The organism is Duganella sp. GW821-FHT07F09, assembly GCF_059418705.1.
Map to the genome: position 1 here is coordinate 656735 of NZ_JBWKQJ010000002.1, position 24921 is coordinate 681655.

Sequence of the window (24921 nt, forward strand, 5' to 3'; positions counted from 1 at the left end):
GCGCCGCGCGGCGCCATGCCAGTAAGACGGGAGCCGCGCGGCAAAGTTCACGCGGCATCCGCAAACCTTATTTTTTCAAGCCTTCCTGCAACATGTTGAGCATCTCGCCGGCCGACATGCGGCCCGAGACGTCGCTGCCCTCCAGCAAGCTGTCGGCCAGGTCGCGCTTGTGCTGGTGCAGGTCGACGATGCCTTCCTCGATCGTGTGGCGCGCCACCAGGCGGTAGATGGTCACCGGGCGCAGCTGGCCCATGCGGTGGGCGCGGTCCGAGGCCTGGTCCTCCACCGCCGGGTTCCACCACGGGTCCATGTGGATCACGTAGTCGGCGGCGGTCAGGTTGATGCCGACCCCGCCCGCCTTCAGACTGATCAGGAAGACGTCGCCGATGCCGGCCTGGAAGGCGTCGACGCGCTTCTTGCGGTCGGCCATCGACGTCGAACCGTCGAGGTACTGGTAGCTGATATCGTTGGCGTCCAGGTGCGCGCGGATCAAGGACAGGTGGTCGACGAACTGGCTGAACACCAGCACCTTGTGGCGGTTCTCCAGCAGGCCCTCAAGCAGGTGCGCGAACGCCGCCAGCTTGCTGCTGGCCAGCCCCAGTTCCGGCGCGATCAGGTTGGGATTGCAGCAGGCGCGCCGCAGCCGCATGATCTCGGCCAGGATCTGGATCGACTTCTTCTCGGCCGGGCCCTCGACGGCGGCCAGGTTTTCCAGGGCGGTGCGGCGCAGCGATTCGTACAGCGCCGTCTCCTCCTTCGACAGGTCGACTTCCAGCGTGATCTCGGTGCGCGACGGCAGCTCGGTCAAGACCTGCGCCTTGGTCCGGCGCAGCATGAACGGCTGGATCAGGCGCCGCAGGCGGTTGCGCGCGCCCAGTTCGGCGCGGTGGTCCTGCGGCTTTTCGATCGGCGCGGCGAAGCGCAGGTTGAACTGCTCGATGCTGCCCAGCAGGCCGGGATTGATGAAGCGGAACAGGTTCCACAACTCGCCCAGGTGGTTTTCCAGCGGCGTGCCGGTGGCGATCATGCGGAAGTCGCCCTTGAGCGCCATGACGGCCTGCGAGCGCTTGGTGGCGCCGTTCTTGATCGCCTGAGCCTCGTCGAGCACGATGGTGTTCCACTGCACGCCGGCGAACAGCGCCGACTCCAGTTGCAGCAGGCCGTAGCTGGCCACCACCACGTCGTACGGCTGCAAGGTGGACATCGTTTCCGCGCGGTCGCCGGCGCCGAAAAGTTTGACGTTGAGGGTCGGCGCGAAGCGCGCCGCCTCGCTGATCCAGTTCATGCACACCGACGTCGGCGCGATCACCAGGGTCGGGCCTTGCGGCGCGCGCGACAGGATCAGCGCGATCGCCTGCAAGGTTTTTCCGAGGCCCATATCGTCGGCCAGGCAGGCGCCCACGCCCCAATGCGCGAGGCGCGACAGCCAGTTGAAGCCTTCCAGCTGGTAGTCGCGCAACTCGGCCTGCAGGGTGCTTGGCAGATGCGGCTCGAACGTGGCCTGCGACGCCATGCGCTGCATGTGCTCCTTCCACAGCTTGTCCGCCTTCAGGCCGCCGACGTCGTCGGCCAGCTCCTCGAGCGCGAACGCGGCCAGCGGATGCAGGCGCACGCCGTCGGCGGTCAGCTCGCCGTAGGCCGACACTTCGCGCAGGCGGCGGTGCAGTTCCTCGGTCAGCGCCAGGTAGCGGTTCTCGCCCAGTTCGACGAAGCGGCTCTGGTTCTTCTGCATCAGCTCCAGCAGGGTGCGCAGGTCCATCACCTTGTCCTCGTCGACCTGCACCTCGCCGCTGGCCGCGAACCAGTCCTTGTTGCTCTTGATGGACAGGCGCACCTGCTTGGTTTCGACCTTGGCGGTGACGCGGAATTTCTCGCCTTCCGGCCAGGCCAGCACGATGCTGCCGGCCTTCAGCTCCTGCAGTTCCACCAGCAATTGCAGGCACAGCGCCGGCTGCCCGAGCAGCCATTCGCCGTGATCCTGCTCGGCCGATTCCAGCACCGGGCACCTGGCGATCAGCTCACGCTCGGCGTCGCGTTCGTCGATCAGCTGGCGGCGCGCCTGCACCGGCTTGCCGCCGACATCGGCGATCACGCTGTCGGCGCCCGCGCCCGGCGCGTAGTAGGCGCCGTTGGCCAGCGGGCGCACCAGGATCTGCATTTTCAGCCCGTGCTGGTACGGCAGCAGATGCACGTGCAGGCGCGTGTCGGCCTCCACCTGCTGCATGTCCGGCGCCGCGCCGCCGATCTCCGACTGCACCGTCACCAGCGACGAGATGGAGCTGATCGCGTGCAGCACCTGTTGCTCGGCGTGCGCCGGCACCGTCAGACTGTCGCCGACGATGGCGGCGATGCGGCGGTGCTCGTCGAGGATGCTGACCACGCGCAGGCGGGTCGGCGTCTCCTTGCTGACGATGACGAAGGAATTGTCGTCCGGGATGCGCGGGTGCAGGCGGATCTCCAGGTTGCCCGGGCTTTTCTTGATCAGCAGTTCCGGCTCGCCGGCCAGCATTTCCACGCGCGTGTCGGGGGCGTCGGCCCAGAACAGCAGCGGGTGGCCGATCAGCGCGGAGGCGGCGCGCTGCGGATCGATCTCGTAGGCCAGGCCGCTGGACTGGTAGCTGCGGTGCGCCACCGAGATCGCCTCCGATACGCGCACGTCCTGCGGCGTCAGGAAATCGAATTGTTCCGGCTCGAAGCGCAGGCGTTTCAAACCGACGGCCCTGCCCTTGCTCCACAGGCCGCGCGCATCGCGTTTTTGCTCGACCGGCGCGACATCGGTCAGGCCGTGGCGGTTGTCGTAGGTCAGCTGCCAGACCAGGCGCGCGGCGCCGGCCGCTTCCGCCGTCGCCGGTTGCTGAAGATTGATCAGCGCCGACAGCTGCCGCTGCCACGCTTCCTGTCGCTCGAACCACACCGTCATGTCGGGGATGCCGAGGCGGGTGCGCAGGGCGCTGGCGTGGCGCTGCTGGTCGACGTCGCCCAAGTGGCCGAGCAGGGCGGCCGCTTGCGCCGCGATGAACAGGTAGCCGGCGCGTTCGGCAAGCTCGAACAGCTCCTGCAACTGCAAGCGGCGCTCGCCCAGGTGCGGCAAAGACAGCCAGAAATACAGCAGGCACTGGAACAACTGCGTCTGCACGGCGGTGTCCCACGGCAGCGCGGAGACGACGTCGGTTTGCATGGTGCCGGCGCGGATCTGGCGCAGCATGTCGATCTGCTGGTGGATGGCGGCGTCGTAGTTTGGCGGCATGCGTACCGCGATCTCGAGGTAGGCGTCCGCCGCTTTTTGATGTTTGGGGTCCTCGCTGCGCAACAGCGACAGCAGATACAGGTAGGCGCCGATGCCGGCGAACAGGTGTTTGCGTTTGCCGGTTTCGCGGCGCAGCAGCTTGAGCGCCGCCTCGTAGCCGACGAAGGCCGCGCCGGTGGCGCCGCGCAGCAGCACGATGGTACTGGCCAGGAACTGGCTTTGCGGGCCGGCCGTGCGTTCCAGATAGCGCTTGGCGTCGTCCAGGCGCCCGCACAGGATGGCGTCCTCCGCCAGCGCCAGGCGCAGTTCGGGACTGATGTCGTCCTTGGCCGCCAGCCGGCGTTGCAGGTGCTGTTCGCAGAATTCGCGGATTACCGGCACGGTGGGCAGTTCACGTTTGGCGTTTTCCAGCAGCACCGCCAGCACGTCGTCCTGCAGCAGCGGATGGACGCGCGCGATCATGCCCGGCTCGAACGGGCGGCCGAAGATGTCGACGATCGGGTGCAGCTGCGCCGCCTCGTAGCTGCCAAGGCAGAAGGCAAGGATCGGCTGGATCTGCTGCGGCGCCTGGCCGCGCAGAAGGCCCATGCGCAGGCGCGCCATGCCGGCGCGGTAGCTGCGCGGCTCGACGCTGTTCCAGGTCTGGCGCATCGGCACCAGTTCGTCGTAGGCCTCGCACAGGTCGTCCAGCGCGTGGGTGCCGATCGAGGCGCGCATGGCCGGCCAGCGCAGCTTGGGGTTGCAGACGAAGCCGCGCCCCGTGACGACGCTGATGAATGCCAGCCGCTCCAGCTTGCGCATCGATTCGTCCAGCGTGCCGACGTTGTAGCGGTTGCCGTCCTGGTCCTCGATGCGCGCCTTGTCGAGATGATCGAGGATGGCGGTGCGCCCGACCGGCTCGCCGATCAGGGCGAGCAGCGCGAGTATCATTTTTTCGTTGAATTCAAGCGCGTCAAATTCGGCAAGCAGCTTCGGGTCGGCCATGCGTGGATCAGTCTTTCAGGTTGTCTATGTGGACCGGCGCTGCCGCCGAGGAATCGTGCAAGCCGAAGATACGCTGGTAGAAGTACAGCTCCGCCTCCAGCGTGCGCACGATGTTCTCGCCCTTGCGGAAGCCGTGGCCTTCGCCCTCCAGCGGCACATAGGCCACCGGCACGCCGCGCGCCTTGAGCGCGTCGACCATCATCTCCGATTGCTGCGGCGGCACGACCTTGTCGTCCAGGCCCTGGAAGAAGATCATCGGGCGCGCCAGCTTGTCGGTGTGGTTGATGGGCGAGCGCTCCTGGTACAGAGCTTGCGCCTGCGGCTGCGGCGCGATCAGGTAGGCGGTGTAGCGCGATTCGAATTTGTGCGAGTCGTCGTCCAGCCCCTGCAGGTCGGAGACGCCGTAGTAGCTGGCCCCGACCTTGAACACATCGTGGAAGGTCAGCGCGCACAGGGTCGTCAGGCCGCCGGCGCTGCCGCCACGGATGATCAGGCGGTCGTTGTCGGCCAGGCCGCGCTCGACCAGCGCCCGGGCGCCGGCCACGCAGTCCTCGACATCGACGATGCCCCACTGGCCCTTGAGCAGGTCGCGGTAGGCGCGGCCGAAACCGGTGCTGCCGCCGTAGTTCACATCGAGCACGCCGAAGCCCCGGCTGGTCCAGTACTGGGTCGCCAGCTTGAGCGTGTTGACGGTCATGCCGGTCGGGCCGCCGTGGCTGATGACGATCACCGGCGGCTTGCTGCCTTCGGGCGCCCGCACGTCGCGGTTGCGCGGCGCGTAGAAAAACGCGTGCGAGGTGCGGCCGTTGGCGCTCGGGTAGCTGATGTTGGCGGGGATGGACAGGTTGTCCTCGTCGGGCAGGTCGGCGATCGACTGCGCCAGGATCTCCACGCCCTCCTCTGTGAAGTCGATGCGCGCCAGTTCCAGCGGAATCGACGGGCCGCCCGCCAGCATGGCGATGTAGCCCGGCGCCACGCGCAGTTCGCGGATTTCCTCGTACGGGTTGGCGATCGCTTCGAGCTTGCCGCTGGCCGGCAGCAGGCGCGCCAGCCGGCTCACGCCCTTGTCGATATAGGTGCAGATGATTTCGGATGCCGAGCGGAAGCCGTACATCGAGTTACCGAAGGTCCAGTGCGGGGAGCCGAATTCCGCCTCCATCGGGCACAGGGCCTCCACGCTTCGGCGGTCCGCTCCCAGGCGGTACAGGTTCCACCAGCCGCTGCGGTCGGAGACGAAGTGCAGCAGGCCGTTCGGCGACCATTCCGGCTGGCAGATCGATTCCTCGGCGCCGCCGGCCACGCGCGCGGGCGTCGCCAGCGTGCCGTCGTCCTGGAATTCGGCCAGCCACAGCGTCGTGCCTTCCCACGGCATGCGCGGGTGGTCCCAGGTCAGCCATGCCAGCGCGCGGCCGTCCGGCGACAGCCGTGGCGACGAATAGAAGTCGGCGCCCTGCGCCAATACCGTTTCGGCGCCGTCGCCGATGCCGATCGCGCAAATGGTGTTGGACGGTTCGCCGTGGCCATCCTCGGCGTGCAGTTCGCGCACGCCGATCAGGCGTGCGCGCGCGCGGTCGACGACGAAATCGGCGAAGCGCTGCTTGCCTGCCGCCGTCAGCGCCACCGGGGCGGGCTGCGCGTCGTCGTCGGCGGCGGTGAAATCGAGCCGGTGGACGCGGTTGTCGGCGAAATTGGAGAAATAGACCGTTTCGCCGTCGACCGCGTAGGCGCCGCCGCCGTATTCGTGCACCCGGCTGCGCACGTTGAACGGCGCCGGCGTCAGCTCGTCGGTGGCGGCGCCGTGGTGGCGCAGCAGCGTGTTGCGGCCCGCCTCGGCGGCGCGTCCGGCCAGCCAGAAGATATCGCCGCCGTCGGCGCCGCCCAGCGTCAGCGACGACATCGGCGTGGCGCCGGCCGCCACGCGCTCGGCGCTGATGGTCGATGGCCAGGTGCCATATTCGGCGATGGTTGATGTTTCTGATGTCATGGCGGCTCCGGGGGCTTGTGTTGGGTGACGGGGCGGGGTGCTAGGATGATAGAGAAAGGGGGCGCAATGTTCCAGCGTCCGCGAAAAAAAATCGGCGCGGAGTGCGATAATAGCCCTTTCCCCGCTTTTTGATTGCCTTTCATGCCACAATTTGCTCCGCTTCAGAATGACACCTTCTTGCGTGCGTTGTTGCGCCAGCCGACCGAACACACCCCGGTATGGCTGATGCGTCAGGCGGGGCGCTACCTGCCGGAATACCGCGCCACGCGCCAGAAAGCGGGCTCCTTCATGGGCCTGGCCACCAATCCCGATTACGCCACCGAAGTCACCTTGCAGCCGCTGGACCGCTTCTCGCTGGACGCGGCCATCCTGTTCTCGGACATCCTGACGGTGCCCGACGCCATGGGCCTGGGGCTGTATTTCGTCGAAGGCGAAGGCCCCAAGTTCGAGCGTCCGCTCAAAACCGAGGCCGACGTGCTGGCGCTGCGCGCACCGGAACTGGGGTCGCTGGACTATGTATTCAAGGCGGTCACGCAGATCCGCACGGAATTGAACGGCCGCGTGCCACTGATCGGCTTCTCGGGCAGCCCGTGGACGCTGGCCTGTTACATGGTCGAAGGCCAGGGCTCGCGCGAGTTCCACACCATCAAAAAGATGCTGTACAACCGTCCGGACCTGATGCATCACATCCTGGCCATCAACGCCAAGGCGGTGGCCGAGTACCTGAACGCACAGATCGACGCCGGCGCCCAAGCGGTGATGATCTTCGACTCGTGGGGCGGCGCGCTGGCCGACGGCGCCTACCAGGCGTTTTCGCTCGATTACATGCGCCAGGTGGTATCGCTGCTCAAACGCGATAAAGATGGCGTCAAGATTCCGGCCATCGTCTTCACCAAGGGCGGCGGCCAATGGATCGAGCAGATCGCCGACATCGGCGCCGACGCGGTCGGCCTGGACTGGACCGTGAACCTGGCGCAGGCGCGCAAACTGGTCGGCCACAAGGTCGGTCTGCAAGGCAATTTGGACCCGGCGATCCTGTTCGCCAGCCCCGAGCAGATCCGCGCCGAGGTGCACAAGGTGCTGGACGCCTTCGGCAAGCCCGAAAACGGCCATGGACACGTATTTAATTTGGGCCACGGCATCTCCCAATTCACGCCGCCGGAGAATGTGGCGGCCATGGTGGATGCTGTTCACGCTTACAGCAAGGCCCAGCGCGCGTCTTGATCTACCTCAAACCCGTGGGGCACGTTCCGATGGGGCGTGCCCCATTTTCATTGGTGCGCAGAGGAAAGCAAACCGACTTATGCACAATTTTTTTTGGTGCAAGAATAACAGGCAGCACTATTTTCCTCCCCGGGGAGTTGGTTTTAAGTCGTTGATTTGTAAGTGTAATTTTCGGGTTGCTGGATGAGGGGGGGTACTGGTTGTAAACCCATAAGTCGGGCTTCCGCAGCTTTATTTCTTCATTGTCCACAAAGTTATCCACAAAAACTGTGGATAAAAAATAAAAGTACTTAGTAAACCGTGACTTAGCCATAATGTTGTTGTTTTGCATGAGGTTTATGTTGCGCTGCACGATTTTTAGGCAAAATGGCAGGCTTGATAACTAAGTTATGAGCGCGCAAACCGTTTGGACCGGGCCTGTATAAAATTCGTCGTTATCGGCCGAACGTTGTACTTTCCGGTAGCCATTAAAAAGCCCCGGAAAGTGTTCGAAATCGTTAAAAATTAAACCGAAATACTTCACTTATGCACAGCTGCGGAGAAAAAAACGGTTTTCCCGGCCTCCTAGGAAGGTTTTTCCAAGTGTTTGATTTTAAAAGAAAATAAATTCGAATATTTGCCCGGTTCGTGCGGCTTCCAACTGTTAAGTGATTGGTTTCCGGAGATTAAGATTCTCTTGTCCACAAAGTTATCCACAAAAACTGTGGATACTTCCGCAGCACCGAATTTCATGTGATTGGAACTATGCAGGGCCTCTTTCACCATTGCATTCTTCAGGTGGCGCTCGATACGCCGCTGAATGCCATTTTCGACTACCGCTGGTATTGCGATGCGGCGGAGCAGCCGCAAGTCGGCCAGCTGGCGTTCGTCCCGTTCGGCCCGCGCGAGGTGATGGGGCTGATCGTCGGCGTCGCCGCCGAGACCGATGTACCCGACGGAAAATTGAAGGACGCGCTGGCGATACGCAGCCAGCTGGCGCCGCTGTCGGCGCAATGGCTGGCGCTGGCCGGCTTCGCCGCCGACTACTATCAGCGTCCGCTTGGCGAGGTGGCCCTGCCTGGCTTGCCGAAGAACCTGCGCGCGCCCACCCCGCTGACCCTGGACAAGGCGCTGAAAAAGCTGGCCAAGCTCGACGCCCCGCACGACGGCACGCCGCTCAACATGCCGGTGCTCAATCCCTCGCAGCAGGAGGCGGCCGACGCCATCGGCGGCGCCGTGGGTTTCACGCCCACGTTGCTGTACGGCGTGACCGGCAGCGGCAAGACCGAGGTATATCTGCAGGCGTGCGCGCAGGTGCTGGCGCGCGACGTGGACGCGCAGATCCTGATCCTGGTGCCCGAGATTAACCTGACGCCCCAGTTGGAAGGCAATATCCGCGCGCGCTTCCCCGGCGTGATGCTGGCGACCCTGCACAGCAGCCTGTCCGAAGGGGAGCGCATGCTGCACTGGCTGGCCGCGCACCAGGGCCGGGCGCGCATCGTGCTCGGCACCCGGCTGGCGATCCTGGCGTCGCTGCCGAACCTGAAGCTGATCGTCATCGACGAGGAGCACGACCCGTCGTACAAGCAGCAGGAAGGCTTGCGCTATTCGGCGCGCGACCTGGCCGTGTGGCGCGCCTGGCAGCTGGCGATTCCGATCGTGCTCGGATCGGCCACGCCGTCGCTGGAGAGCTGGCACCACGCGCAGTCGGGCCGTTACCGCAAGCTGGAACTGCGCGAGCGGGCCGTCAAGAACGCGGTGCTGCCGCAAGTGAAGCTGATCGACATGGAGCGCGACAAGCCGAAGGACGGCCTGACCTCCGGCCTGATCGCCGCCATCAAGCAGCGCATGGAGCGCGGCGAGCAATCGCTGTTGTTCCTCAACCGCCGCGGCTACGCGCCGGTGATCTGCTGCGAATCGTGCGGCTGGATCAGCGAATGCACGCGCTGCACCTCGTTCATGGTGCTGCACCGTCCCGAGCACCGGCTGCGCTGCCACCACTGCAGCCTGGAGCTGCGCATCCCGCGCCACTGCCCGACCTGCGGCAACGTCGACCTGCAACCGCTGGGACGCGGCACCCAGCGCGTCGAGGAGGGCCTGCAGGCGCTGTTCCCGGAGGCGCGGGTGCTGCGCATCGACGCCGACTCCACCCGCAAGAAGGGCAGCGCGCAGGAGGCCTTCGACACCGTCCACCGGGGCGAGGTCGATATCCTGATCGGCACCCAGATGGTCGCCAAGGGCCACGACTTCAAGAAACTCACGCTGGTCGGCATCCTCAATCCGGACACCGCGCTGTTTTCGCAGGACTACCGCGCCAGCGAGCGGCTGTTCGCGCAACTGATGCAGGTGGCGGGGCGGGCCGGACGCGCCGGACGGACGGAGGGCGGCAGCATCAGCGAGGTGCTGATCCAAACCCGCTATCCACAGCATCCGCTGTACGGCGCGGTGGTGCACCACGATTACGACCACTTCGCGTCGGCGCTGCTGGAGGAGCGCGAGCAGGCCGCGCTGCCGCCGTACCTGTTCCAGGCGCTGTTGCGGGCCGAGGCGCCGGAGCTGGCGACCGCCATCGAATTCCTGACCATCGCGCGCGATTGCGTCGAGCATCCGGGCATCACGATCAACGATCCTATCCCGATGAGCATGACCCGCGTGCACAACGTCGACCGCGCGCAGTTGCTGGTCGAATCGGCGTCGCGGCCGATGCTGCAGGCGTTTTTAAAGGAATGGTTGTGGACCCTGCGCGAAATGAAAAGCCGCGTGAAATGGTCGCTGGAAGTCGATCCGCTCGATATCTAGGGTTTCGCCCACGCGCTGTTGCAGCAGCTACTGCAGCAAAAATCGCCGCGCGGTGGCGATGATTTGCTCGCTGAGCGCGCGTGTGAACGGCGTATCCAGGTTCCACGCATGCCAGTTCAGCGCCACGTCCACGTGCCTGCCCGGCGCCAGATCCACCAGGCGGCCGTCCGCCAGCGGCCGGGTGGCCTGCGACAGCGGCATCAGCCCGTAGGCCAGGCCGCCGTGGATGCACTCGGCGCTGGCCGGCGACAGCGGCACCGTGTGGTGCGGATACGGGCCGTCCAGGTCGAGCGCCTCGCGCAGGAAGCCGGCCATCATCTCGCGGTCGCACACCACCGCCGGCGCCAGCCGCGCCGCCTCGATCGAGAAGCCGTCGCCGAACCAGTGGCCGGCGAACACCGGCGTGGCCACGCAGATATAGCGCAGCTTGCCCAGCGGCGTCACCTCGGGACCGTTTGCCGTGTGCTCGCCGTGCGGCTGGGCGGCGGCGATGCTGCCGAATACGCTACCCTCCCGCACCAGATGCAGGGCCATGTCGCGCGTTGCCTGCTGGATGTTGAGTTGACAACGCGGCGGCGACAGCAGCGGTTGCAAGCTCAGCGGGAACCAGGTGGCCAGGCTGGCCGCGTCCACCGCCAGGGAAATCTCCGGCATGCTAACCTTGTTGCCGAGATCGATGTCGAGCGCGGCTTCCATCAATTTGACGCTGCGGTGGTGCGAGACCAGGCGCTGGCCCAGCCCGGTCGGCACGGCCGGCTGGCCGCGCACGATCAGCAGGCGGCCGGCGGCGTCTTCCAGCGCCTTGATACGTTGCGAGACCGCCGACTGGCTGATGCCCAGCGCGGTCGCGGCCTTTTCAAAGCTGCCGTGGCTGGCGACGGCGTCCAGCACGGCAAGCGCACGATAGTCTAGTGGAGCCATAAGTGTTACTTATAAATTTAAAATACAATAAGTAATACTAATGCTCTTTTGCTCCAAAGTAAAATTAGAAAACCAATCGGAACCGCCCATGAAGACTATCAAAACAGAAGTTGCGGTGATCGGCGCCGGCACGGCCGGCATGACGGCCTACCGCGCCGCGACGGCCGGCGGCAAGAAAGCCGTGCTGATCGAGAGCGGCCCCTACGGCACCACCTGCGCGCGGGTCGGCTGCATGCCCAGCAAGCTGCTGATCGCGGCGGCCGAGGCGGCGCACGCGGCGAAGGCGGCGCCGGCCTTCGGCGTCCACCCGGGGCCGGTGCGTATCGACGGCAAGGCCGTGATGGCACGCGTGCGTGCCGAGCGCGACCGCTTTGTCGGCTTCGTCGTCGAAGCGGTCGACGGTTATCCGGCCGCCGACAAGCTGCACGGCCACGCCCGCTTTGTCAGCGAAAACAAGCTGCATGTGGGCGACCATACCGTGGTCGAGGCCGAGCGCTTCGTCATCGCCACCGGTTCGACCCCCATCGTGCCGGAGGAGTGGGCGGCGGCCGGTCCGCGCGTCATCAACAGCGACGCCGTGTTTTATTGGGACGACCTGCCGGAATCGGTCGCCATCGCCGGCACCGGCATCATCGGCCTTGAGCTGGGGCAGGCGCTGCACCGGCTGGGCGTGCGCGTGACCATTTTCGCCCGCGCCGAAAGCATCGCCCAGTTGAGCGATCCGGACGTGCTGGCGGTGGCCCGCCGCGCCATGAGCGTCGAGCTCGATATCCGTTATGAAACCAAAGTGACCAAGGTTGAGCTCGACGGCGAGCAACTGGTCGTCACCAGCACCAAGCTGGACGGCGAGCAGCGCACCGAGCGCTTCAGCCACCTGCTCTCCGCGGTGGGGCGGCGTCCGAACGTGCACGAGCTGGAGCTGGAACACACCGGCTTGAAACGCGACCACCACGGCATTCCGCTGTACGACAAATACACGATGCAGTGCCAGGAGAGTCCGATCTTCATCGCCGGCGACGCCGACAACGAACGGCCGCAACTGCCGGAGGCGGCCGACCAGGGCCGCATCGCCGGCGACAACGCCGCGCGCTATCCGGACGTCAAGCCGGGCTTGCGCCGCACGCCGCTGACGATCGCCTTCACCGAACCGCAGATCGCCACGGCCGGCGCCAGCCACGAGGAATTGTGCGCCTCGCACAAGGGCCGCTTCGCGGTGGGCAAGGTGTCGTTCGAGAACCAGGGCCGCAGCCGCGTGATGTTACAGAACAAGGGCATGCTGCGCGTTTACGGTGAGTTCCGCAGCGGCCGCTTCCTCGGCGCCGAGATGATCGGTCCGCGCGCCGAGCACATCGGCCATCTGTTGTCATGGGCCGCCCAGGCCGGGCTGAGCGTGGGCGCCATGCTGGACATGCCGTTTTACCATCCGGTGGTGGAGGAGGGCGTGCGCACCGCTTTGCGCGACCTGGCGCACCAGCTGGCGAACGAGCCCAAGCACGACGATCCCTGCGTCGATTGCACCCCCGCGCCATGATCCTTGATTGTCACACAACGATACAAAAAAAGTCACACATTTCCATCCGGAAGCTTTATGCTGCTAAATCGATAGTTCCGGTAGTGGTTTGATGAAGATACGTAAGGTCACGGCGGCGGATTTGAAGTTGGGGATGCTGATTCCGTGGAATGTGTACAGCGACACCGGCGCCCTGCTGGTACGCAAGGGACACATGATCGCCAGCGCCAATCAGATCGCCTATCTGATCGAACGCGGCAATTTCGAAGACTATAGCGACCAGGGCCCGGAATCGACCGGGCCGGAGTCCGTGCTGCGCAAGTTGACCGGGGCGTGCCTGGAATTGCAGGGGCTGCAGCAGGCCATCGCCCGGCGCGCGGCGCCGCCCGGCCTGCGCCGAAAGCTCGAAGAGATCGCGACCCTGGTGGGCGACGCGATCTCGCTGAATGTCGATATCGCCACCGCCAGCATCTTGCACAACCAGCGGCAGGCGCCGTATCCGGTGCGACACTGCGTCGACACCGCCATCGTCGCGCAGGTGCTCGCCCGCGCCCGCGAGCGACCGCCGGAGGACATCATGACCGTGACCCTGGCGTCGCTGACGATGAATCTGGGCTTGCTGGAGGACCAGCAGCGCTGGCATGACGGCGCCGCCGTGTTCGACGCGGCCGAGCGCGCGCGTGTGTTGGCCCACCCCGCACTCAGTGCGCGCTTGCTGGCCGATGTCGGCATCACCGACCCGGCCTGGGTCGACTGCGTGCTGCACCACCATGAGAACGAGGACGGCACCGGCTATCCGTTCGGCAAGGCCGGGGCGCAGATTCCGCCGCTGGCCAAGCTGGTGATCCTGGCCGACCGCTATTGTGCCCGCGTGTCGGAGCGCGGCTATCGTCCGGCGATGTCGGCCAACGCGGCGCTGCGCGATATCCTGCTGGAAGCCCGGACCACCCTGCACACCAACCTGGCGTCGCTGTTGATACGCGAGCTGGGTATTTACCCCATCGGCAGTTATGTACGGCTGATCAACGGCGAGGTGGCGGTGGTGTCGCGGCGGGGACTGCAATCGACGACGCCGCATGTGGAATCGGTGCTCGGGCCGCGCGGGGCGCCGCTGGAGGTGTTTCTCGAGCGCGACACGCGCATGCCGCCGCACGCGATCCGCGAGGTGTTGACCAATGCCCAGGTGGCCGCGCTGAACGTGCCGCCGCTGCGCATGGAACAGGTGTGGGGCCGCGCGGCGGCCCTTTAGATTAGTTCAGCGTGGCGCCGAGCCGTCCCTGCGAGGCCAGGTCGCGCAACACGCGGATCATGTCGATGTCGGACTCCTGATAGGCCGATTTGCGGAACTCGTCGTACATGGCGTTGGCGGCGTCGGTGGCGGCGTCGTGGTCGTCCTGGTACTGGAAGCGCACGTACAAGGTGTCGGCGGTCGGGGTCTCGATGGTCACCGTCAGGCTCTGGCGGCTGATGTCCTGCTGCGGCGCCACCTCGTAGCGCAGCTGGCGCATCGGTTCGAGCACCACGCGGTCCTCCACCACCAGCTCGCCGAAGCGGCGGCGGCGGCGGAAACCGTTGTCGGTGCGCTCGTCGACGACGCAATCGTCCAGGTGCGGCACGAACAACTTCGGCGATTCGGCGCTCAGCACCAGGCCGGCCCACAGTTGTTCGACGGTCAGGGTGTCGATCAAAGGGTTCAGCGGGTCGTTAATCTCAATTAAATGTTCGAATTTCATAGTTCAACCGTGTAAAAGCGGGCGCGTTTGCGCTCCAGGCCAACATGGTAACGCAAATGTCATAAACGCCCCGCGCCGGCCCGCCGGCCGCCGCCCTGAGCGCGCATCGCGCTGCTACAATGGCTGGCTATTTCCTCGTCAGATCGTCCCCCGATGTCCAAAGCACCACAATTCGGCCTCAACGTCCCGCAAAGCGAAGCCGTGACCTATCTGGACGGCCCGTGCCTGGTGCTGGCCGGCGCCGGCTCGGGCAAGACGCGCGTGATCACGCAAAAGATCGCCCACCTGATCGAGGACCGGGGCTACGACCCGCGCACCATCGCCGCGCTGACCTTCACCAACAAGGCCGCGCTGGAGATGCAGGAGCGTATCGCCAAGCTGCTCAAGCAGCCCAAGCAGGCCAAGCAGCTGACGGTGTCGACCTTCCACTCGCTGGGCGTCAAGATCCTGCGCCAGGAGGCCAACGGCGTCGGCCTCAAGGACCGCTTTTCCATCATGGACAGCGACGATTGCGGCTCGCTGATCCAGGATCTGGCCATCACCACCGACAAGCAGGTGGTGCGCCGCATCCAGACCGACATTTCGCTGTGGAAAAACGGCTTGGTCGACCCGATGATCGCGCTGCAGCAGGCCAAGGACGAGGACGAGGCGCAGTCGGCGCGCATCTACGCCAGCTACGTGGCGACCCTGTCGGCCTACCAGGCGGTCGATTTCGACGATTTGATCCGGCTGCCGGTGGAACTGTTCCGCAGCAACGAGCCGGTGCGCGACAAGTGGCAGCGCCGCCTGCGCTACCTGCTGATGGACGAATACCAGGACACCAACACCTGCCAGTACGAGCTGGTCAAGCTGATGGTGACCGGTATCGGCAAGAAGCCGATGTTCACCGCCGTGGGCGACGACGACCAGGCCATCTACGCCTGGCGCGGCGCGTCGGTGGAAAACCTGAAGACCTTGCAGACCGACTTCCCCGACCTGCAGGTGATCAAGCTGGAGCAGAACTACCGCTCGACCACCCGCATCCTGCAGGCGGCCAACGCGGTGATCGGCAACAATCCCAAGCTGTTCGAAAAGTCGCTGTGGTCGGAGCACGGCCTGGGCGAGCCGATCAACGTGCTCGGCATGGCCAACGACGACCAGGAGGCCGAGCAGGTGGCCATCATGATCTCGGCCGACCATTTCCAGCGCAAGAACAAGTGGTCCGACTACGCCATCCTGTACCGGGGCAACCACCAGGCGCGCATCATCGAGCAGAGCCTGCGCAAGGAACGCATTCCGTACACGATCTCCGGCGGCCAGAGCTTCTTCGACAAGGCCGAGATCAAGGACATCATCAGCTACCTGCGCCTGCTGGCCAACACCGACGACGATCCGGCCTTCATCCGCGCCGTGACGACGCCCCGGCGCGGGGTCGGCCAGTCGACCATGGAAACCTTGGGCACCTTTTCGGGCCAGTGGCAATGTTCGCTGTTCGAGGCCGTGTTCAAGGGCGGCATCGAAGCCCTGCTCAACGATCGCCAGCTGGGACCGCTGCGCGACTTTTGCAACTTCATCAACAACCTTGAGTCGCGCGCCAGCCGTCCCGGCCCGAGCGGCAGCGGCGACAACGCCGCCCAGGTGCTCGACGACCTGCTGGAGGCGATCAACTACGAGTCCTACCTGTACGACATGTTCGACGAGCGCGCGGCCCAGGGCAAGTGGCAGAACGTGCTGGAATTCACCAACTGGCTCAAGGAGCGCGGGCGGGGCGGCAAGGACCGCGACGGCGACGAGAAAAACGTGCTGGAACTGACCCAGATGGTGGCGCTGATGTCGATGCTCGAGGGCCAGGACGAGGACCCGGACGCGGTGCGCATGTCCACCTTGCACGCGTCCAAGGGGCTGGAGTATCCGCACGTGTTCCTGGTGGGCGTCGAGGAGGGCATCCTGCCGCACAAGGGCGACCCGGACGCGCCGGCCGAGACCATCGCCGCCCGCGTGCAGGAGGAGCGGCGCCTGATGTACGTGGGCATCACGCGCGCCCAGCGCACCTTGCAGATCACGTGGTGCAAAAAACGCAAGCGCGGCGGCGAACAGGTCCATTGCGACCCGTCGCGTTTCATCAAAGAAATGGAGCTCGACGTCGGCACGGCCGCGCCGGTCGAGTCCGAGATCATCACTCCCAAGGAAAGGCTGGCAAGGATGAAGGAACTTTTAACCACACCCAAGCCGGAAGTGAAGCCGTAAACCATCGATAAATGAGCGTTGTCCCTGGGCAATGTGCTAGCATCGATTGCCGGCCACTTTGGTCCCAAATGCTTTTGGAGGTGACATCTTGCGTACCCGACTTATCGCTGCTTTGCTGCTCTCCTGCGCGCTGCTGCCCGCCGCCCAGGCCGAGGAATTCGCCACCAAGCCGGAGGCCGAGGCGATGGTCGCCAAGGCCCTGAAGTACTGGAAGGCCAACGGCAACGAGAAAACCTACGCCGAGATCGGCAAGAAGGATGGCCAGTTCGTCGACCGCGACCTGTATGTCGTGATCTACGGCCTCGACGGCACGGTGCGCGCGCACGGCGCCAATCCCAAGATGATCGGCAAGAACCTGATGGAAATCCGCGACGTCGACGGCAAGTTCTTCGTCAAGGAGCGGGTCGAGATGGCCAAGAAGAAAAAGCCGTTCTGGCAGGATTACAAGTTCACCAATCCCACCAGCGGCAAGATCGAGCCCAAGACCATGTATTGCGTGCCGGAAGACGATATGGTGCTGTGCGGCGGCGTCTACTTAAAGTAAGCAGTGGCGTGAATGGCGGTTAGAATGCATGCTTTCCAGCAGGGAGCATGCCGTGGGCAACACCGAAGACCGCTTCATCGATATTGAAATCAAACTGGCGCACCAGGAACACATCGTCGAGTCGCTGAACCAGCGCGTCTACGAGCAGCAACAGCAGATCGACAAGCTCGAGCAGATGTGCGCCGCGCTGGTCCAGCACGTGCGCGACCAGGCGCAGGGCAACAGCGGCGGCGCGCTCGCGCATGAGCCGCCGCCACACTATTAACTTTTAAACCAGCACCGCGCGCAGCGCCTCGACGGCGATAGCGTGGTCTTCCGCCTGGCGCAGGCCGGACACCGTCACCGTGCCGATCATGCCGACATTCCTGATCGTGATCGGGAACGCGCCGCCGTGGGCCGCGTAGTCGGCCGGATCGAGATACTTGATCTCGTCGAACGCCACGCCCCGATGCTTGTGGTCGATGCCGATGAAGAACGAGCAGCGGCCGAAGCGCGCCACCACATTGTTCTTGCGGCGTATCCAGTCGGCCTGGTCGGCCGAGGCGCCCTGCATTGCGTGGTGAAACAGCACCTGGCCGTTGACGGTGATGTTGACCGTCACGCTCTTTTGCCTGTCCTTGGCCAGCTCGACCACCTTCAAGCCCAGCGCCAGCGCGGTATCGCTGCCGAAGACGGTGAATTGCAATTCCTTTTCCTGCTGCGTCAATGTCTCGAGCAACTCCGGGAAATTTTCCATCGATAATCCTTTTGTAGGTAAGCGTAGTAGGTAAAAGTCGTAGATACGCGCAGACCGCAGTGTAGCCGAGCTCGGCCTTTTGTTCCCATCCGCAAGAAGACGCATCAGCTGGATTTAGTTGTGTCAATGCCCATAAAGTTGTCTGATGGAACAGATGGTTGTGCGTTATACTATCGGCCCGCGTGTCGCATCCAGCCACGCCCTCCCGTGGTTTTACATGCACATCGACGTCTCCACCCTGCTCATCGCCATGACGCTCAACATGTTGACGATGGCGGTCGCGTTGCCGTATTTCATGGGGCACGTCAACCGGCCGGCGCGGCGCGCGCAGGTCGGCGTCGCCCTGCAAACGACCGGCTGGGTGCTGTTGCTGCTGTCGAGCATGTGCGAACCGGGCGCCTGGCTGGACCGTTTGCTGTCGACCTTGTCGATGGGCTGCATCGCCGGCGGCATGGCGTTCAACGCGGTCGCCTTCGACTTGTGGTGCGGCCGCCAGGCCACCGCGCGCGCGCCGGCCATCATCGCCGTGCTGCTGACGCTGGGCTACGGCGCCGGCTTTTCGAGCTACGCCTTCCGCGTCGGCTGGGCCAACGGCTTGCTGACCCTGCAGATGGCGATGGTGGTCATGGCGCTGTGCCGCCGGCCGCAGGCGCCGGTCGGACGCTGGCGCTGGCTGCTGGTGATCTCGCTGCTGGCGCAAATGGTGGTAACGGCCTGGCGCGGCGCGCTGGGCGCCTTCTACACGGTCGACTTCCCGCATTTCTTCGCCCCGCACGTGGTCAACCTGGTGTTCGCGCTGGTCGCCAACATCACGGTGGTGCTGTCGCTGGCGGCCATTCTGCTGGCCCACCGCGACGAGGCCGCACGCGAACTGGAGCGCCTGGCCACGGTCGACGGCCTGACTGGCGCCCTCAACCGCCGCGCCTGGCTGGCGCAGGTTGGCGTCGATCTGGCGATCAGCGTGCGCTATCGGCAGCCGATGGGTGTGCTGATGCTCGACCTCGACCACTTCAAGCAACTGAACGACACGCGCGGCCACGCCGCCGGCGACCGCGCGCTGCAACGCTTCGCTGCGGCGCTGCGGGCGGTCAGCCGCACCGGCGACGTCTTCTGCCGCTACGGCGGCGAGGAGTTCTGCGTGCTGCTCAATCGCGCCGACCTCGCGGCCGTCCGGGCCTACGACCGGCGACTGCGCGACTGGCTGGCCGAGCATGTGTTGCCGACGCTCGATTTCGAGCTGTCCTACAGCGCCGGCATCGCCATGCGCCTGTCGGACGCGGACACCATCGAGGCCATGCTGCGCCGCGCCGACGCCGGGCTTTACCTGGCCAAGGCGCAGGGCCGGGCCGTGACCCTGAGCGGGTAGCCCGCGCCACGCCGTCGCCGAAGCGCTGCGATAGTGGGAAAAAATATGCGGGCCGATGTCGAATCGGCCGTTGGTCGTTCGTCGTATGATCTGAGGGCTGTCCTCTATTTCTTTCAGGAGAATCGATTATGACCACCAATACCGTGCAACTGCATCGCGTCCTCAAGTCCACGCCGGACCGGGTGTACCGCGCCTTCCTGACTCCGGACGCCATGGTCAAATGGCTGCCGCCGTTTGGATTCACCGCCAAGGTGTATCAAATGGATGCCGAGGTCGGCGGCGCCTACCGGATGTCGTTCACCAACTTCACCACCGGCGACAGCCACTCGTTCGGCGGCGAATACCTGGAACTGGTGCCGAACGAGCTGCTGCGCTACACGGCCAAGTTCGACGATCCCAATCTGCCGGGCCAGATGCAGACGACCGTGACCTTGCGGGAAGTGTTCTGCGGCGTGGAGATCAAGGTGGTGCAGGAAGGCATACCGGCGGTGATCCCGGCCGAGGCGTGTTATCTGGGCTGGCAGGAGTCGCTGGTGCTGCTGGCGCAACTGGTCGAGCCGGAAATCCGCCAGTGATTTTTAATGGGTGAGGTAATGGACTCGGTGGCACAATGATCGACGGTCAAGGAGAGGGCAGCAGACCATAAACCTTGACGATCAAGGCCGCCGTGCCAAGGGCAGTGGTCAGGCAGATGCTCAACAGAATTCGGAAGTCGGTTGTGCGAATCTTCGCTAATTGCTCGTGCACACGAACGAACTGGATGTCCATGCGGGCGAAGCCAGCCGAGATTTCGTGGCGCAGTCCCATGGCTTGGCCTCGATAGTCGGTCGCTGTCTCCAGATGCGTGATTTGCTCGGCGATGTAAGGCTGGCCCTGCTGGGACTGCTCATTGCTGTTCATGATGGTCTCCTCCGCAGCAATCAATACTTTACGCCGTCATATACGCCCGGCATAGAGCGCACGATTGACGCAGCTCCGAACGCCACAGCCGGCCGTGCGGTCGGTTTCGCGCGGTGCTATGATTAAATGACTATCCAGATAGTCATGAGGTTTCTATGTACACATTTTCTTTGGCTGAAGCTAAAGCGCAGCTTAGCAAGCTGATCGAGTTGGCGGAAAGTGGTGAGCACGTGACAATCACGAAGCGTGGAAAAGCGGTCGTCAAGATCGTTAAAAGTGACCCTCCCCGCCAGCAAGTTCCGAGCTTGGCTGAACACCGGGCCGGCATTCGTTACCGAGGTGAGCCGGCCTCCGAATTCATTCGAAAAATGCGGGACTCGGATCGTTTCTGATGCGGTATGTCGATACCAGTGTCTTGATCGCTTTCCTGCTCCCGGAATCAGGCAGTCAGCTTGCCGAGCGCTTAATGACCAGTCCCGGTGATACCCTCGCCTACAGTAGCTGGACGGAGGTGGAGTTACTGTCTGCATTGGGCATACAGGTTCGGCGCAAGCTAATAACAAGGCGTGCAGCCAAGAAGGCAGTTGATGTATTCGCGAACGTGGTTGCACCCGCGTTGGTTAGGCTTGCAGTCGATGACAACGACCATCGTATGGCGTCACATATGTTGGATGGATGGCAGACAAGCGTTCGCGCAGGCGACGCACTGCATTTGGCCTTAGTCCAGGAATACCATGCGGAACTGTGGACCTTTGATCGCATCATGGCAAAGGCGGCGTCGCATTTCGGCCTCCGATGCCAGCTCATGCGCACCTAACCGATGGGAGATGACCGGACGCCACCAGGCCGTCTGCCATCCTGTAAAATCAGCCCACAAAAAAACACCGGGGAATCACATGGGCAAAGGCAGGCTTGAGGCATTCAGCGATGGCGTCATCGCGATCATCATCACGATCATGGTGCTGGAATTGAAGGTGCCGCACGGCGCGGACTTGGCGGCGCTGGAGCCGCTGGTGCCGGTGTTCCTCAGCTACGTGCTTAGTTTCGTCTACGTCGGCATCTACTGGAACAACCACCACCACATGCTGCACGCCTCGACCGTGGTCAACGGCACCGTGCTGTGGGCCAATCTGCACCTGATGTTCTGGCTGTCGCTGATCCCGTTCGCCACCGGCTGGATGGGCGAGAATCATTTCGCGCCGTTGCCTGTCGCGCTGTATGCCGCCACGCTGTTCCTGTCGTCGGTGGCGTACTTCATCCTTGAACACATGCTGATTTCCTGCAATCCGAAAGACCGCGTGCTGGCCAAGGCGATCGGCAAGGACCGCAAGGGCATGGCGTCGATGGTGCTGTATTTCCTCGCCGTGCCGCTGGCCTTCGTGGCGGTGTGGGCGTCGTTCACGCTGCTCGTGCTGGTGGCGATACTGTGGTTCCTGCCCGACCGCCGCATCGAGGCGGCCATGCGCTCTTAAGGTTCTAAGCTTACTGCGCGCAGCTATTGCCGATACGCGTCCATAGCGTGCGGCTGCTGGTCTGCATGCGCGGACCACCTTGCTCCATCGCCTGCAGCGCCTGCGCGATGGCGGCGGCTTCTTCCGGCGAATTGGCGTTGGCTTGTTCTTCGAGCAGCGCGGCCTTGGCCTCGGTCAAGTGCCCCTGCATCTCCACCTGCTGCCGCGGCAAATCCGCCAGCATCTTTTTGGCTTGCGCCCGCTCCTCCGGCGTGGCGCCGTTCTTCGCCGCGATCTCCAGCATCGGCCGCATGGCGTTCATGTCCGGCGCGCCGTTATGCACCTTGACGTCGCCTTCGTGCAGGTACTCCCAGGTGTCCTTGCCCAGCTTGCGGATGGTGAGCTTGATTTTGCCGATCGAGCACTGCGACTCAAGCACGATGGTGTCGTCGGTGGCGCTTTCCGATATGTTCTTGCAGGCCGCCGCCGCCATTTCCGGCGGTAACGCCACCGGCTTGCCGGCGCTGGACCTGACGCAGAAAGTGTTCGGGCCCTTGCCCTTGAATTGCCGGTCGTGGCTTTGGCCGCCCTGGCTGGTGCGGGTGCTGACGTCGCCGGTGGCGCCATCCTCCTTTTGCCGGAAGCTGGCATCGGCGTCGGGCATGCGCATGGTGCCGTCCTGGTCGAGGCGGTACAAGCCCGGCGGCGGCGCCACCTTGTTGTATGCCGCCACGGACACGGCGGCGTCGGCGGCGCCGGAGACGATGAAAGACCCGGCGGCAAGCATGGCGGCGACAAGCAGGGTACGCGGCATGGGAGTGGCTCCTGAATGAATGTCGTAATACTAATATAACCAATAACAATTCAAACAATTTGTTTGCTGTGCACAGGGAAATGGAGGCTTGCGTTTTCTACGGTCGATATTGCCGGATGGCATCCGTCCACGAGGTAAAGAGCATATCGACAAAGCATTCTTCGGAAAAATGTACCGGTTTCCAATCAAGTGCAGTGCAGCATTTTTTGCGGGTGACTGCCTGTATGTCACCCTGATATGATCTTGCGCTTCCGTGCCGCGCTTCGCCGCGCCGCATTTTTCTTGGCGCTTATTGAAAGATCCAGATCATGTCCCGTCCTCAGATGCTTGTTGTCGCCGCCGCCCTTGGCCTGGCTTTTTCCCAGACTGTTCTGGCCGCTCCGGCCGCCTCCCTGGCCGGCAACCCGCTGGCCACCGCCAGCACCTTGCCGTTCCACTATCCGGCGTTCGACAAGATCAAGGATGAGCATTTCCTGCCGGCCTACGCGGAAGGCATGCGCTTGCAGCTCAAGGAAATCGACGCCATTGCCAACAACAAGAAGCCGGCGACGTTCGACAACACCATTGTCGCGATGGAAAAATCCGGCGCGCTGCTGACGCGCGTGCAGACCACCTTCGCCAATCTGCAGGGCGCCAACACCAACGACAAGCTCGACGCCATCGACAGCGAAATGTCGCCCAAGCTGGCCGCTCACGGCGACGCGATCTATCTGAACGCCAAGCTGTACGCGCGCGTCAAGGCGCTGTACGACAAGCGCGACAACCTGAAACTGGACGCCGAATCGAAGCACCTGCTGGAACGCTACCATACCGATTTCGTCCGCGCCGGCGCCAACCTGTCGGCCGCCGACAAGGAAAAACTGAAGGCGCTCAACGGCGTCATCGCCACCCTGCAAACCACCTTCACGCAGAACGTGCTGAAGGAAACCAACGCCTCGGCGCTGCTGGTCGACACCCGCGAGGAACTGGCCGGCATGGGCGACGCCGAGATCGACGCGGCCGCCGCCGCCGCCAAGGCCAAGGGCAAGGACGGCAAGTTCCTGATCGCGCTGGTCAACACCAGCGGCCAGCCGCCGCTGGCCGTGCTGAAAAGCCGCGCCGTGCGCGACCGGCTGATGGCCGTGTCGCTGTCGCGCGGCGCCAATGGCGGCGAGTTCGACAACCGCCAGGTGGTGCTGAAGATCGCCAAGGCGCGCGCCGAGAAGGCCACCCTGCTGGGCTACGCCAACTACGCCGCCTACTCGCTGGAAGACCAGACCGCGCACGATACGGCCGCCGTCAACAAGCTGCTGGGCGAATTGGCGCCGCCGGCCGTCAGCAACGCCAAGAAGGAAGCGGCCGACCTGCAAGCCGTGGTCGATGCCGAAAAGGGCGGCTTCAAGATCGGCGCGGCCGACTGGGCCTATTACACCGACAAGGTGCGCGCGCAACGCTTCGCCTTCGACGAGAACCAGCTCAAGCCGTACTTCGAACTGGATAACGTGCTGATCAACGGCGTGTTCTTCGCCGCCACCAAGCTGTACGGCATCACCTTCAAGGAGCGCAAGGATCTGCCGGTGTACAACCCTGACGTGCGCGTGTTCGACGTGTTCGACGCCGACGGCAAGCAACTGGCCATCTTCCTGGCCGATATGTACGCGCGTGGCAACAAGCAGGGCGGCGCGTGGATGAACGAGTACATCTCGCAGTCCTCGTTGCTGGGCACGAAGTCGGTGGTGGCCAACCACCTCAACATTCCCAAGCCGCCAGCCGGCGAGCCGACCTTGCTGACCTACGACGAGGTCAAGACCGCGTTCCACGAGTTTGGCCACGCGCTGCACGGCATGTTCTCGAACGTAAAGTATCCGCGCTTCTCCGGCACCAGCGTGCCGCGCGACTTCGTCGAGTATCCGTCGCAGGTCAATGAAATGTGGGCCGTGTGGCCGGAGGTGCTGGCCAACTACGCCAAGCACTACAAGACCGGCGCGCCGATGCCGAAGGAACTGCTGGACAAGGTGATCGCGTCGAAGAAGTTCAACCAGGGCTTCATGACGACCGAGTACCTGGCCGCGTCGCTGCTGGACCAGCGCTGGCACCAGCTGACCCCGGCGCAGATCCCGACCGACGTGCTGGGCTTCGAGGCGCAGTCGCTGAAGGACATGGGCGTCGATTTCGCGCCGGTGCCGCCGCGCTATCGCACCACGTATTTCTCGCATAGCTTCTCGGGCGGCTACTCGGCCGGCTACTACGCCTACCTGTGGTCGGAGAAGCTGGACGCCGACACCGTCGAATGGTTCAAGGAGAAGGGCGGTTTGAAGCGCGAGAACGGCGACTGGTTCCGCGCCAAGCTGCTGTCGCGCGGCGGCACGGACGATGCGATGAATCTGTTCCACAATTTCCGTGGCCGCGATCCCGTCATCGAGCCGTTGCTGGAGCGCCGTGGCTTGACCGGCAAGTAAACGTGAGGATACCTAGGTAACACGTAGGGCGGATTAGCGCAGCGTAATCCGCCATGCATGCGCCG

20 protein-coding genes are annotated in these 24921 nt (G+C 64.2%); 13 read left to right on the top strand and 7 right to left on the bottom strand.

Features of this window, described 5'->3' with window-relative positions; all coding sequences use genetic code 11:
• Positions 1-67: 67 nt before the first annotated feature.
• Together AC07P1_RS08095 and AC07P1_RS08100 are read right to left on the bottom strand one after the other, a co-directional pair.
• Positions 68-4231 (bottom strand): DEAD/DEAH box helicase, encoded by a 4164-nt coding sequence (locus AC07P1_RS08095; RefSeq protein WP_494695279.1) that lies wholly within the window; start codon positions 4229-4231, stop codon positions 68-70.
• Between the two features lie 7 nt (positions 4232-4238).
• Positions 4239-6215, bottom strand: coding sequence for a dipeptidyl-peptidase 5 (locus AC07P1_RS08100; RefSeq protein WP_494695280.1), 1977 nt, complete (start codon positions 6213-6215; stop codon positions 4239-4241).
• A gap of 141 nt (positions 6216-6356) precedes the next feature.
• On the opposite strand from AC07P1_RS08100, the gene hemE reads away from it, so the two are divergent.
• The gene (gene hemE / locus AC07P1_RS08105; RefSeq protein WP_494695281.1) at positions 6357-7439 is read left to right on the top strand and encodes a uroporphyrinogen decarboxylase; all 1083 of its coding nucleotides are present in this window, start codon (positions 6357-6359) and stop codon (positions 7437-7439) included.
• A gap of 744 nt (positions 7440-8183) precedes the next feature.
• Positions 8184-10217, top strand: coding sequence for a primosomal protein N' (locus AC07P1_RS08110; protein WP_494695282.1), 2034 nt, complete (start codon positions 8184-8186; stop codon positions 10215-10217).
• A gap of 27 nt (positions 10218-10244) precedes the next feature.
• Here AC07P1_RS08110 and AC07P1_RS08115 read toward each other — a convergent pair whose 3' ends face one another.
• The gene (locus AC07P1_RS08115) at positions 10245-11138 is read right to left on the bottom strand and encodes an ArgP/LysG family DNA-binding transcriptional regulator (protein ID WP_494695283.1); all 894 of its coding nucleotides are present in this window, start codon (positions 11136-11138) and stop codon (positions 10245-10247) included.
• Positions 11139-11226: 88 nt separating this feature from the next.
• Here AC07P1_RS08115 and AC07P1_RS08120 point away from each other — a divergent pair, with 88 nt between their 5' ends.
• Positions 11227-12669 carry a dihydrolipoyl dehydrogenase gene (locus tag AC07P1_RS08120; RefSeq protein WP_494695284.1) on the top strand — a complete coding sequence of 481 codons (1443 nt, stop codon included), beginning with the start codon at positions 11227-11229 and terminating at the stop codon, positions 12667-12669.
• Positions 12670-12760: 91 nt separating this feature from the next.
• On the top strand, positions 12761-13897 hold the full coding sequence (locus AC07P1_RS08125) for an HD-GYP domain-containing protein (protein WP_494695285.1): 1137 nt from the start codon (positions 12761-12763) through the stop codon (positions 13895-13897).
• A gap of 1 nt (position 13898) precedes the next feature.
• Here the strand turns inward: AC07P1_RS08125 and AC07P1_RS08130 are convergent, their stop codons facing one another.
• Positions 13899-14381, bottom strand: coding sequence for an AtaL-like protein (locus AC07P1_RS08130; protein WP_494695286.1), 483 nt, complete (start codon positions 14379-14381; stop codon positions 13899-13901).
• 153 nt (positions 14382-14534) lie between these two features.
• Between AC07P1_RS08130 and AC07P1_RS08135 the strand changes: the two genes are divergently transcribed.
• The 3 genes from AC07P1_RS08135 to AC07P1_RS08145 all read left to right on the top strand — a co-directional run bounded on the left by AC07P1_RS08135 (position 14535) and on the right by AC07P1_RS08145 (position 17416).
• Positions 14535-16607 carry a UvrD-helicase domain-containing protein gene (locus tag AC07P1_RS08135; protein ID WP_494695287.1) on the top strand — a complete coding sequence of 691 codons (2073 nt, stop codon included), beginning with the start codon at positions 14535-14537 and terminating at the stop codon, positions 16605-16607.
• Positions 16608-16695: 88 nt separating this feature from the next.
• Positions 16696-17151 (top strand): cache domain-containing protein, encoded by a 456-nt coding sequence (locus AC07P1_RS08140; RefSeq protein ID WP_494695288.1) that lies wholly within the window; start codon positions 16696-16698, stop codon positions 17149-17151.
• Positions 17152-17203: 52 nt separating this feature from the next.
• Positions 17204-17416 (top strand): SlyX family protein, encoded by a 213-nt coding sequence (locus tag AC07P1_RS08145; protein ID WP_090324563.1) that lies wholly within the window; start codon positions 17204-17206, stop codon positions 17414-17416.
• A gap of 3 nt (positions 17417-17419) precedes the next feature.
• On the opposite strand, the gene AC07P1_RS08150 is transcribed toward AC07P1_RS08145, so the two are convergent.
• On the bottom strand, positions 17420-17887 hold the full coding sequence (locus tag AC07P1_RS08150) for a heme-degrading domain-containing protein (RefSeq protein WP_494695289.1): 468 nt from the start codon (positions 17885-17887) through the stop codon (positions 17420-17422).
• 145 nt (positions 17888-18032) lie between these two features.
• Here AC07P1_RS08150 and AC07P1_RS08155 point away from each other — a divergent pair, with 145 nt between their 5' ends.
• Both AC07P1_RS08155 and AC07P1_RS08160 read left to right on the top strand, forming a co-directional pair.
• Positions 18033-19253 carry a GGDEF domain-containing protein gene (locus AC07P1_RS08155; protein WP_494695290.1) on the top strand — a complete coding sequence of 407 codons (1221 nt, stop codon included), beginning with the start codon at positions 18033-18035 and terminating at the stop codon, positions 19251-19253.
• A gap of 128 nt (positions 19254-19381) precedes the next feature.
• Positions 19382-19828, top strand: a complete 447-nt coding sequence (locus AC07P1_RS08160) for an SRPBCC family protein (RefSeq protein WP_494695291.1) — start codon at positions 19382-19384, stop codon at positions 19826-19828.
• Positions 19829-19874: 46 nt separating this feature from the next.
• Here the strand turns inward: AC07P1_RS08160 and AC07P1_RS08165 are convergent, their stop codons facing one another.
• Positions 19875-20153, bottom strand: a complete 279-nt coding sequence (locus tag AC07P1_RS08165; RefSeq protein WP_494695292.1) for a hypothetical protein — start codon at positions 20151-20153, stop codon at positions 19875-19877.
• A 155-nt stretch (positions 20154-20308) separates the two neighbouring features.
• On the opposite strand from AC07P1_RS08165, the gene AC07P1_RS08170 reads away from it, so the two are divergent.
• The 3 genes from AC07P1_RS08170 to AC07P1_RS08180 all read left to right on the top strand — a co-directional run bounded on the left by AC07P1_RS08170 (position 20309) and on the right by AC07P1_RS08180 (position 21625).
• A complete protein-coding gene (locus AC07P1_RS08170; protein ID WP_494695293.1) occupies positions 20309-20545 on the top strand; it encodes a type II toxin-antitoxin system Phd/YefM family antitoxin in 237 nt (78 codons plus the stop codon).
• The gene (locus AC07P1_RS08175) at positions 20545-20970 is read left to right on the top strand and encodes a type II toxin-antitoxin system VapC family toxin (RefSeq protein WP_494695294.1); all 426 of its coding nucleotides are present in this window, start codon (positions 20545-20547) and stop codon (positions 20968-20970) included. Before AC07P1_RS08170 ends, AC07P1_RS08175 begins: the two co-directional genes overlap by 1 nt.
• Positions 20971-21049: 79 nt before the next feature.
• Complete coding sequence (locus AC07P1_RS08180) at positions 21050-21625, top strand: TMEM175 family protein (protein WP_315216142.1); 576 nt, start codon at positions 21050-21052, stop codon at positions 21623-21625.
• Positions 21626-21635: 10 nt separating this feature from the next.
• Here AC07P1_RS08180 and AC07P1_RS08185 read toward each other — a convergent pair whose 3' ends face one another.
• A complete protein-coding gene (locus tag AC07P1_RS08185; RefSeq protein ID WP_494695295.1) occupies positions 21636-22418 on the bottom strand; it encodes a hypothetical protein in 783 nt (260 codons plus the stop codon).
• 308 nt (positions 22419-22726) lie between these two features.
• On the opposite strand from AC07P1_RS08185, the gene AC07P1_RS08190 reads away from it, so the two are divergent.
• The gene (locus tag AC07P1_RS08190) at positions 22727-24856 is read left to right on the top strand and encodes a M3 family metallopeptidase (protein WP_494695296.1); all 2130 of its coding nucleotides are present in this window, start codon (positions 22727-22729) and stop codon (positions 24854-24856) included.
• The last annotated feature ends 65 nt before the right edge of the window (positions 24857-24921 follow it).

Bases quoted from the DNA above. Each gene is read 5' to 3' on its own strand.
- AC07P1_RS08095 (WP_494695279.1), bottom strand. From the start codon at position 4,231: ATGGCCGACCCGAAGCTGCTTGCCGAATTTGACGCGCTTGAATTCAAC.
- AC07P1_RS08100 (WP_494695280.1), bottom strand. From the start codon at position 6,215: ATGACATCAGAAACATCAACCATCGCCGAATATGGCACCTGGCCATCG.
- hemE (WP_494695281.1), top strand. From the start codon at position 6,357: ATGCCACAATTTGCTCCGCTTCAGAATGACACCTTCTTGCGTGCGTTG.
- AC07P1_RS08110 (WP_494695282.1), top strand. From the start codon at position 8,184: ATGCAGGGCCTCTTTCACCATTGCATTCTTCAGGTGGCGCTCGATACG.
- AC07P1_RS08115 (WP_494695283.1), bottom strand. From the start codon at position 11,138: ATGGCTCCACTAGACTATCGTGCGCTTGCCGTGCTGGACGCCGTCGCC.
- AC07P1_RS08120 (WP_494695284.1), top strand. From the start codon at position 11,227: ATGAAGACTATCAAAACAGAAGTTGCGGTGATCGGCGCCGGCACGGCC.
- AC07P1_RS08125 (WP_494695285.1), top strand. From the start codon at position 12,761: ATGAAGATACGTAAGGTCACGGCGGCGGATTTGAAGTTGGGGATGCTG.
- AC07P1_RS08130 (WP_494695286.1), bottom strand. From the start codon at position 14,381: ATGAAATTCGAACATTTAATTGAGATTAACGACCCGCTGAACCCTTTG.
- AC07P1_RS08135 (WP_494695287.1), top strand. From the start codon at position 14,535: ATGTCCAAAGCACCACAATTCGGCCTCAACGTCCCGCAAAGCGAAGCC.
- AC07P1_RS08150 (WP_494695289.1), bottom strand. From the start codon at position 17,887: ATGGAAAATTTCCCGGAGTTGCTCGAGACATTGACGCAGCAGGAAAAG.
- AC07P1_RS08155 (WP_494695290.1), top strand. From the start codon at position 18,033: ATGGAACAGATGGTTGTGCGTTATACTATCGGCCCGCGTGTCGCATCC.
- AC07P1_RS08160 (WP_494695291.1), top strand. From the start codon at position 19,382: ATGACCACCAATACCGTGCAACTGCATCGCGTCCTCAAGTCCACGCCG.
- AC07P1_RS08165 (WP_494695292.1), bottom strand. From the start codon at position 20,153: ATGAACAGCAATGAGCAGTCCCAGCAGGGCCAGCCTTACATCGCCGAG.
- AC07P1_RS08170 (WP_494695293.1), top strand. From the start codon at position 20,309: ATGTACACATTTTCTTTGGCTGAAGCTAAAGCGCAGCTTAGCAAGCTG.
- AC07P1_RS08175 (WP_494695294.1), top strand. From the start codon at position 20,545: ATGCGGTATGTCGATACCAGTGTCTTGATCGCTTTCCTGCTCCCGGAA.
- AC07P1_RS08180 (WP_315216142.1), top strand. From the start codon at position 21,050: ATGGGCAAAGGCAGGCTTGAGGCATTCAGCGATGGCGTCATCGCGATC.
- AC07P1_RS08185 (WP_494695295.1), bottom strand. From the start codon at position 22,418: ATGCCGCGTACCCTGCTTGTCGCCGCCATGCTTGCCGCCGGGTCTTTC.
- AC07P1_RS08190 (WP_494695296.1), top strand. From the start codon at position 22,727: ATGTCCCGTCCTCAGATGCTTGTTGTCGCCGCCGCCCTTGGCCTGGCT.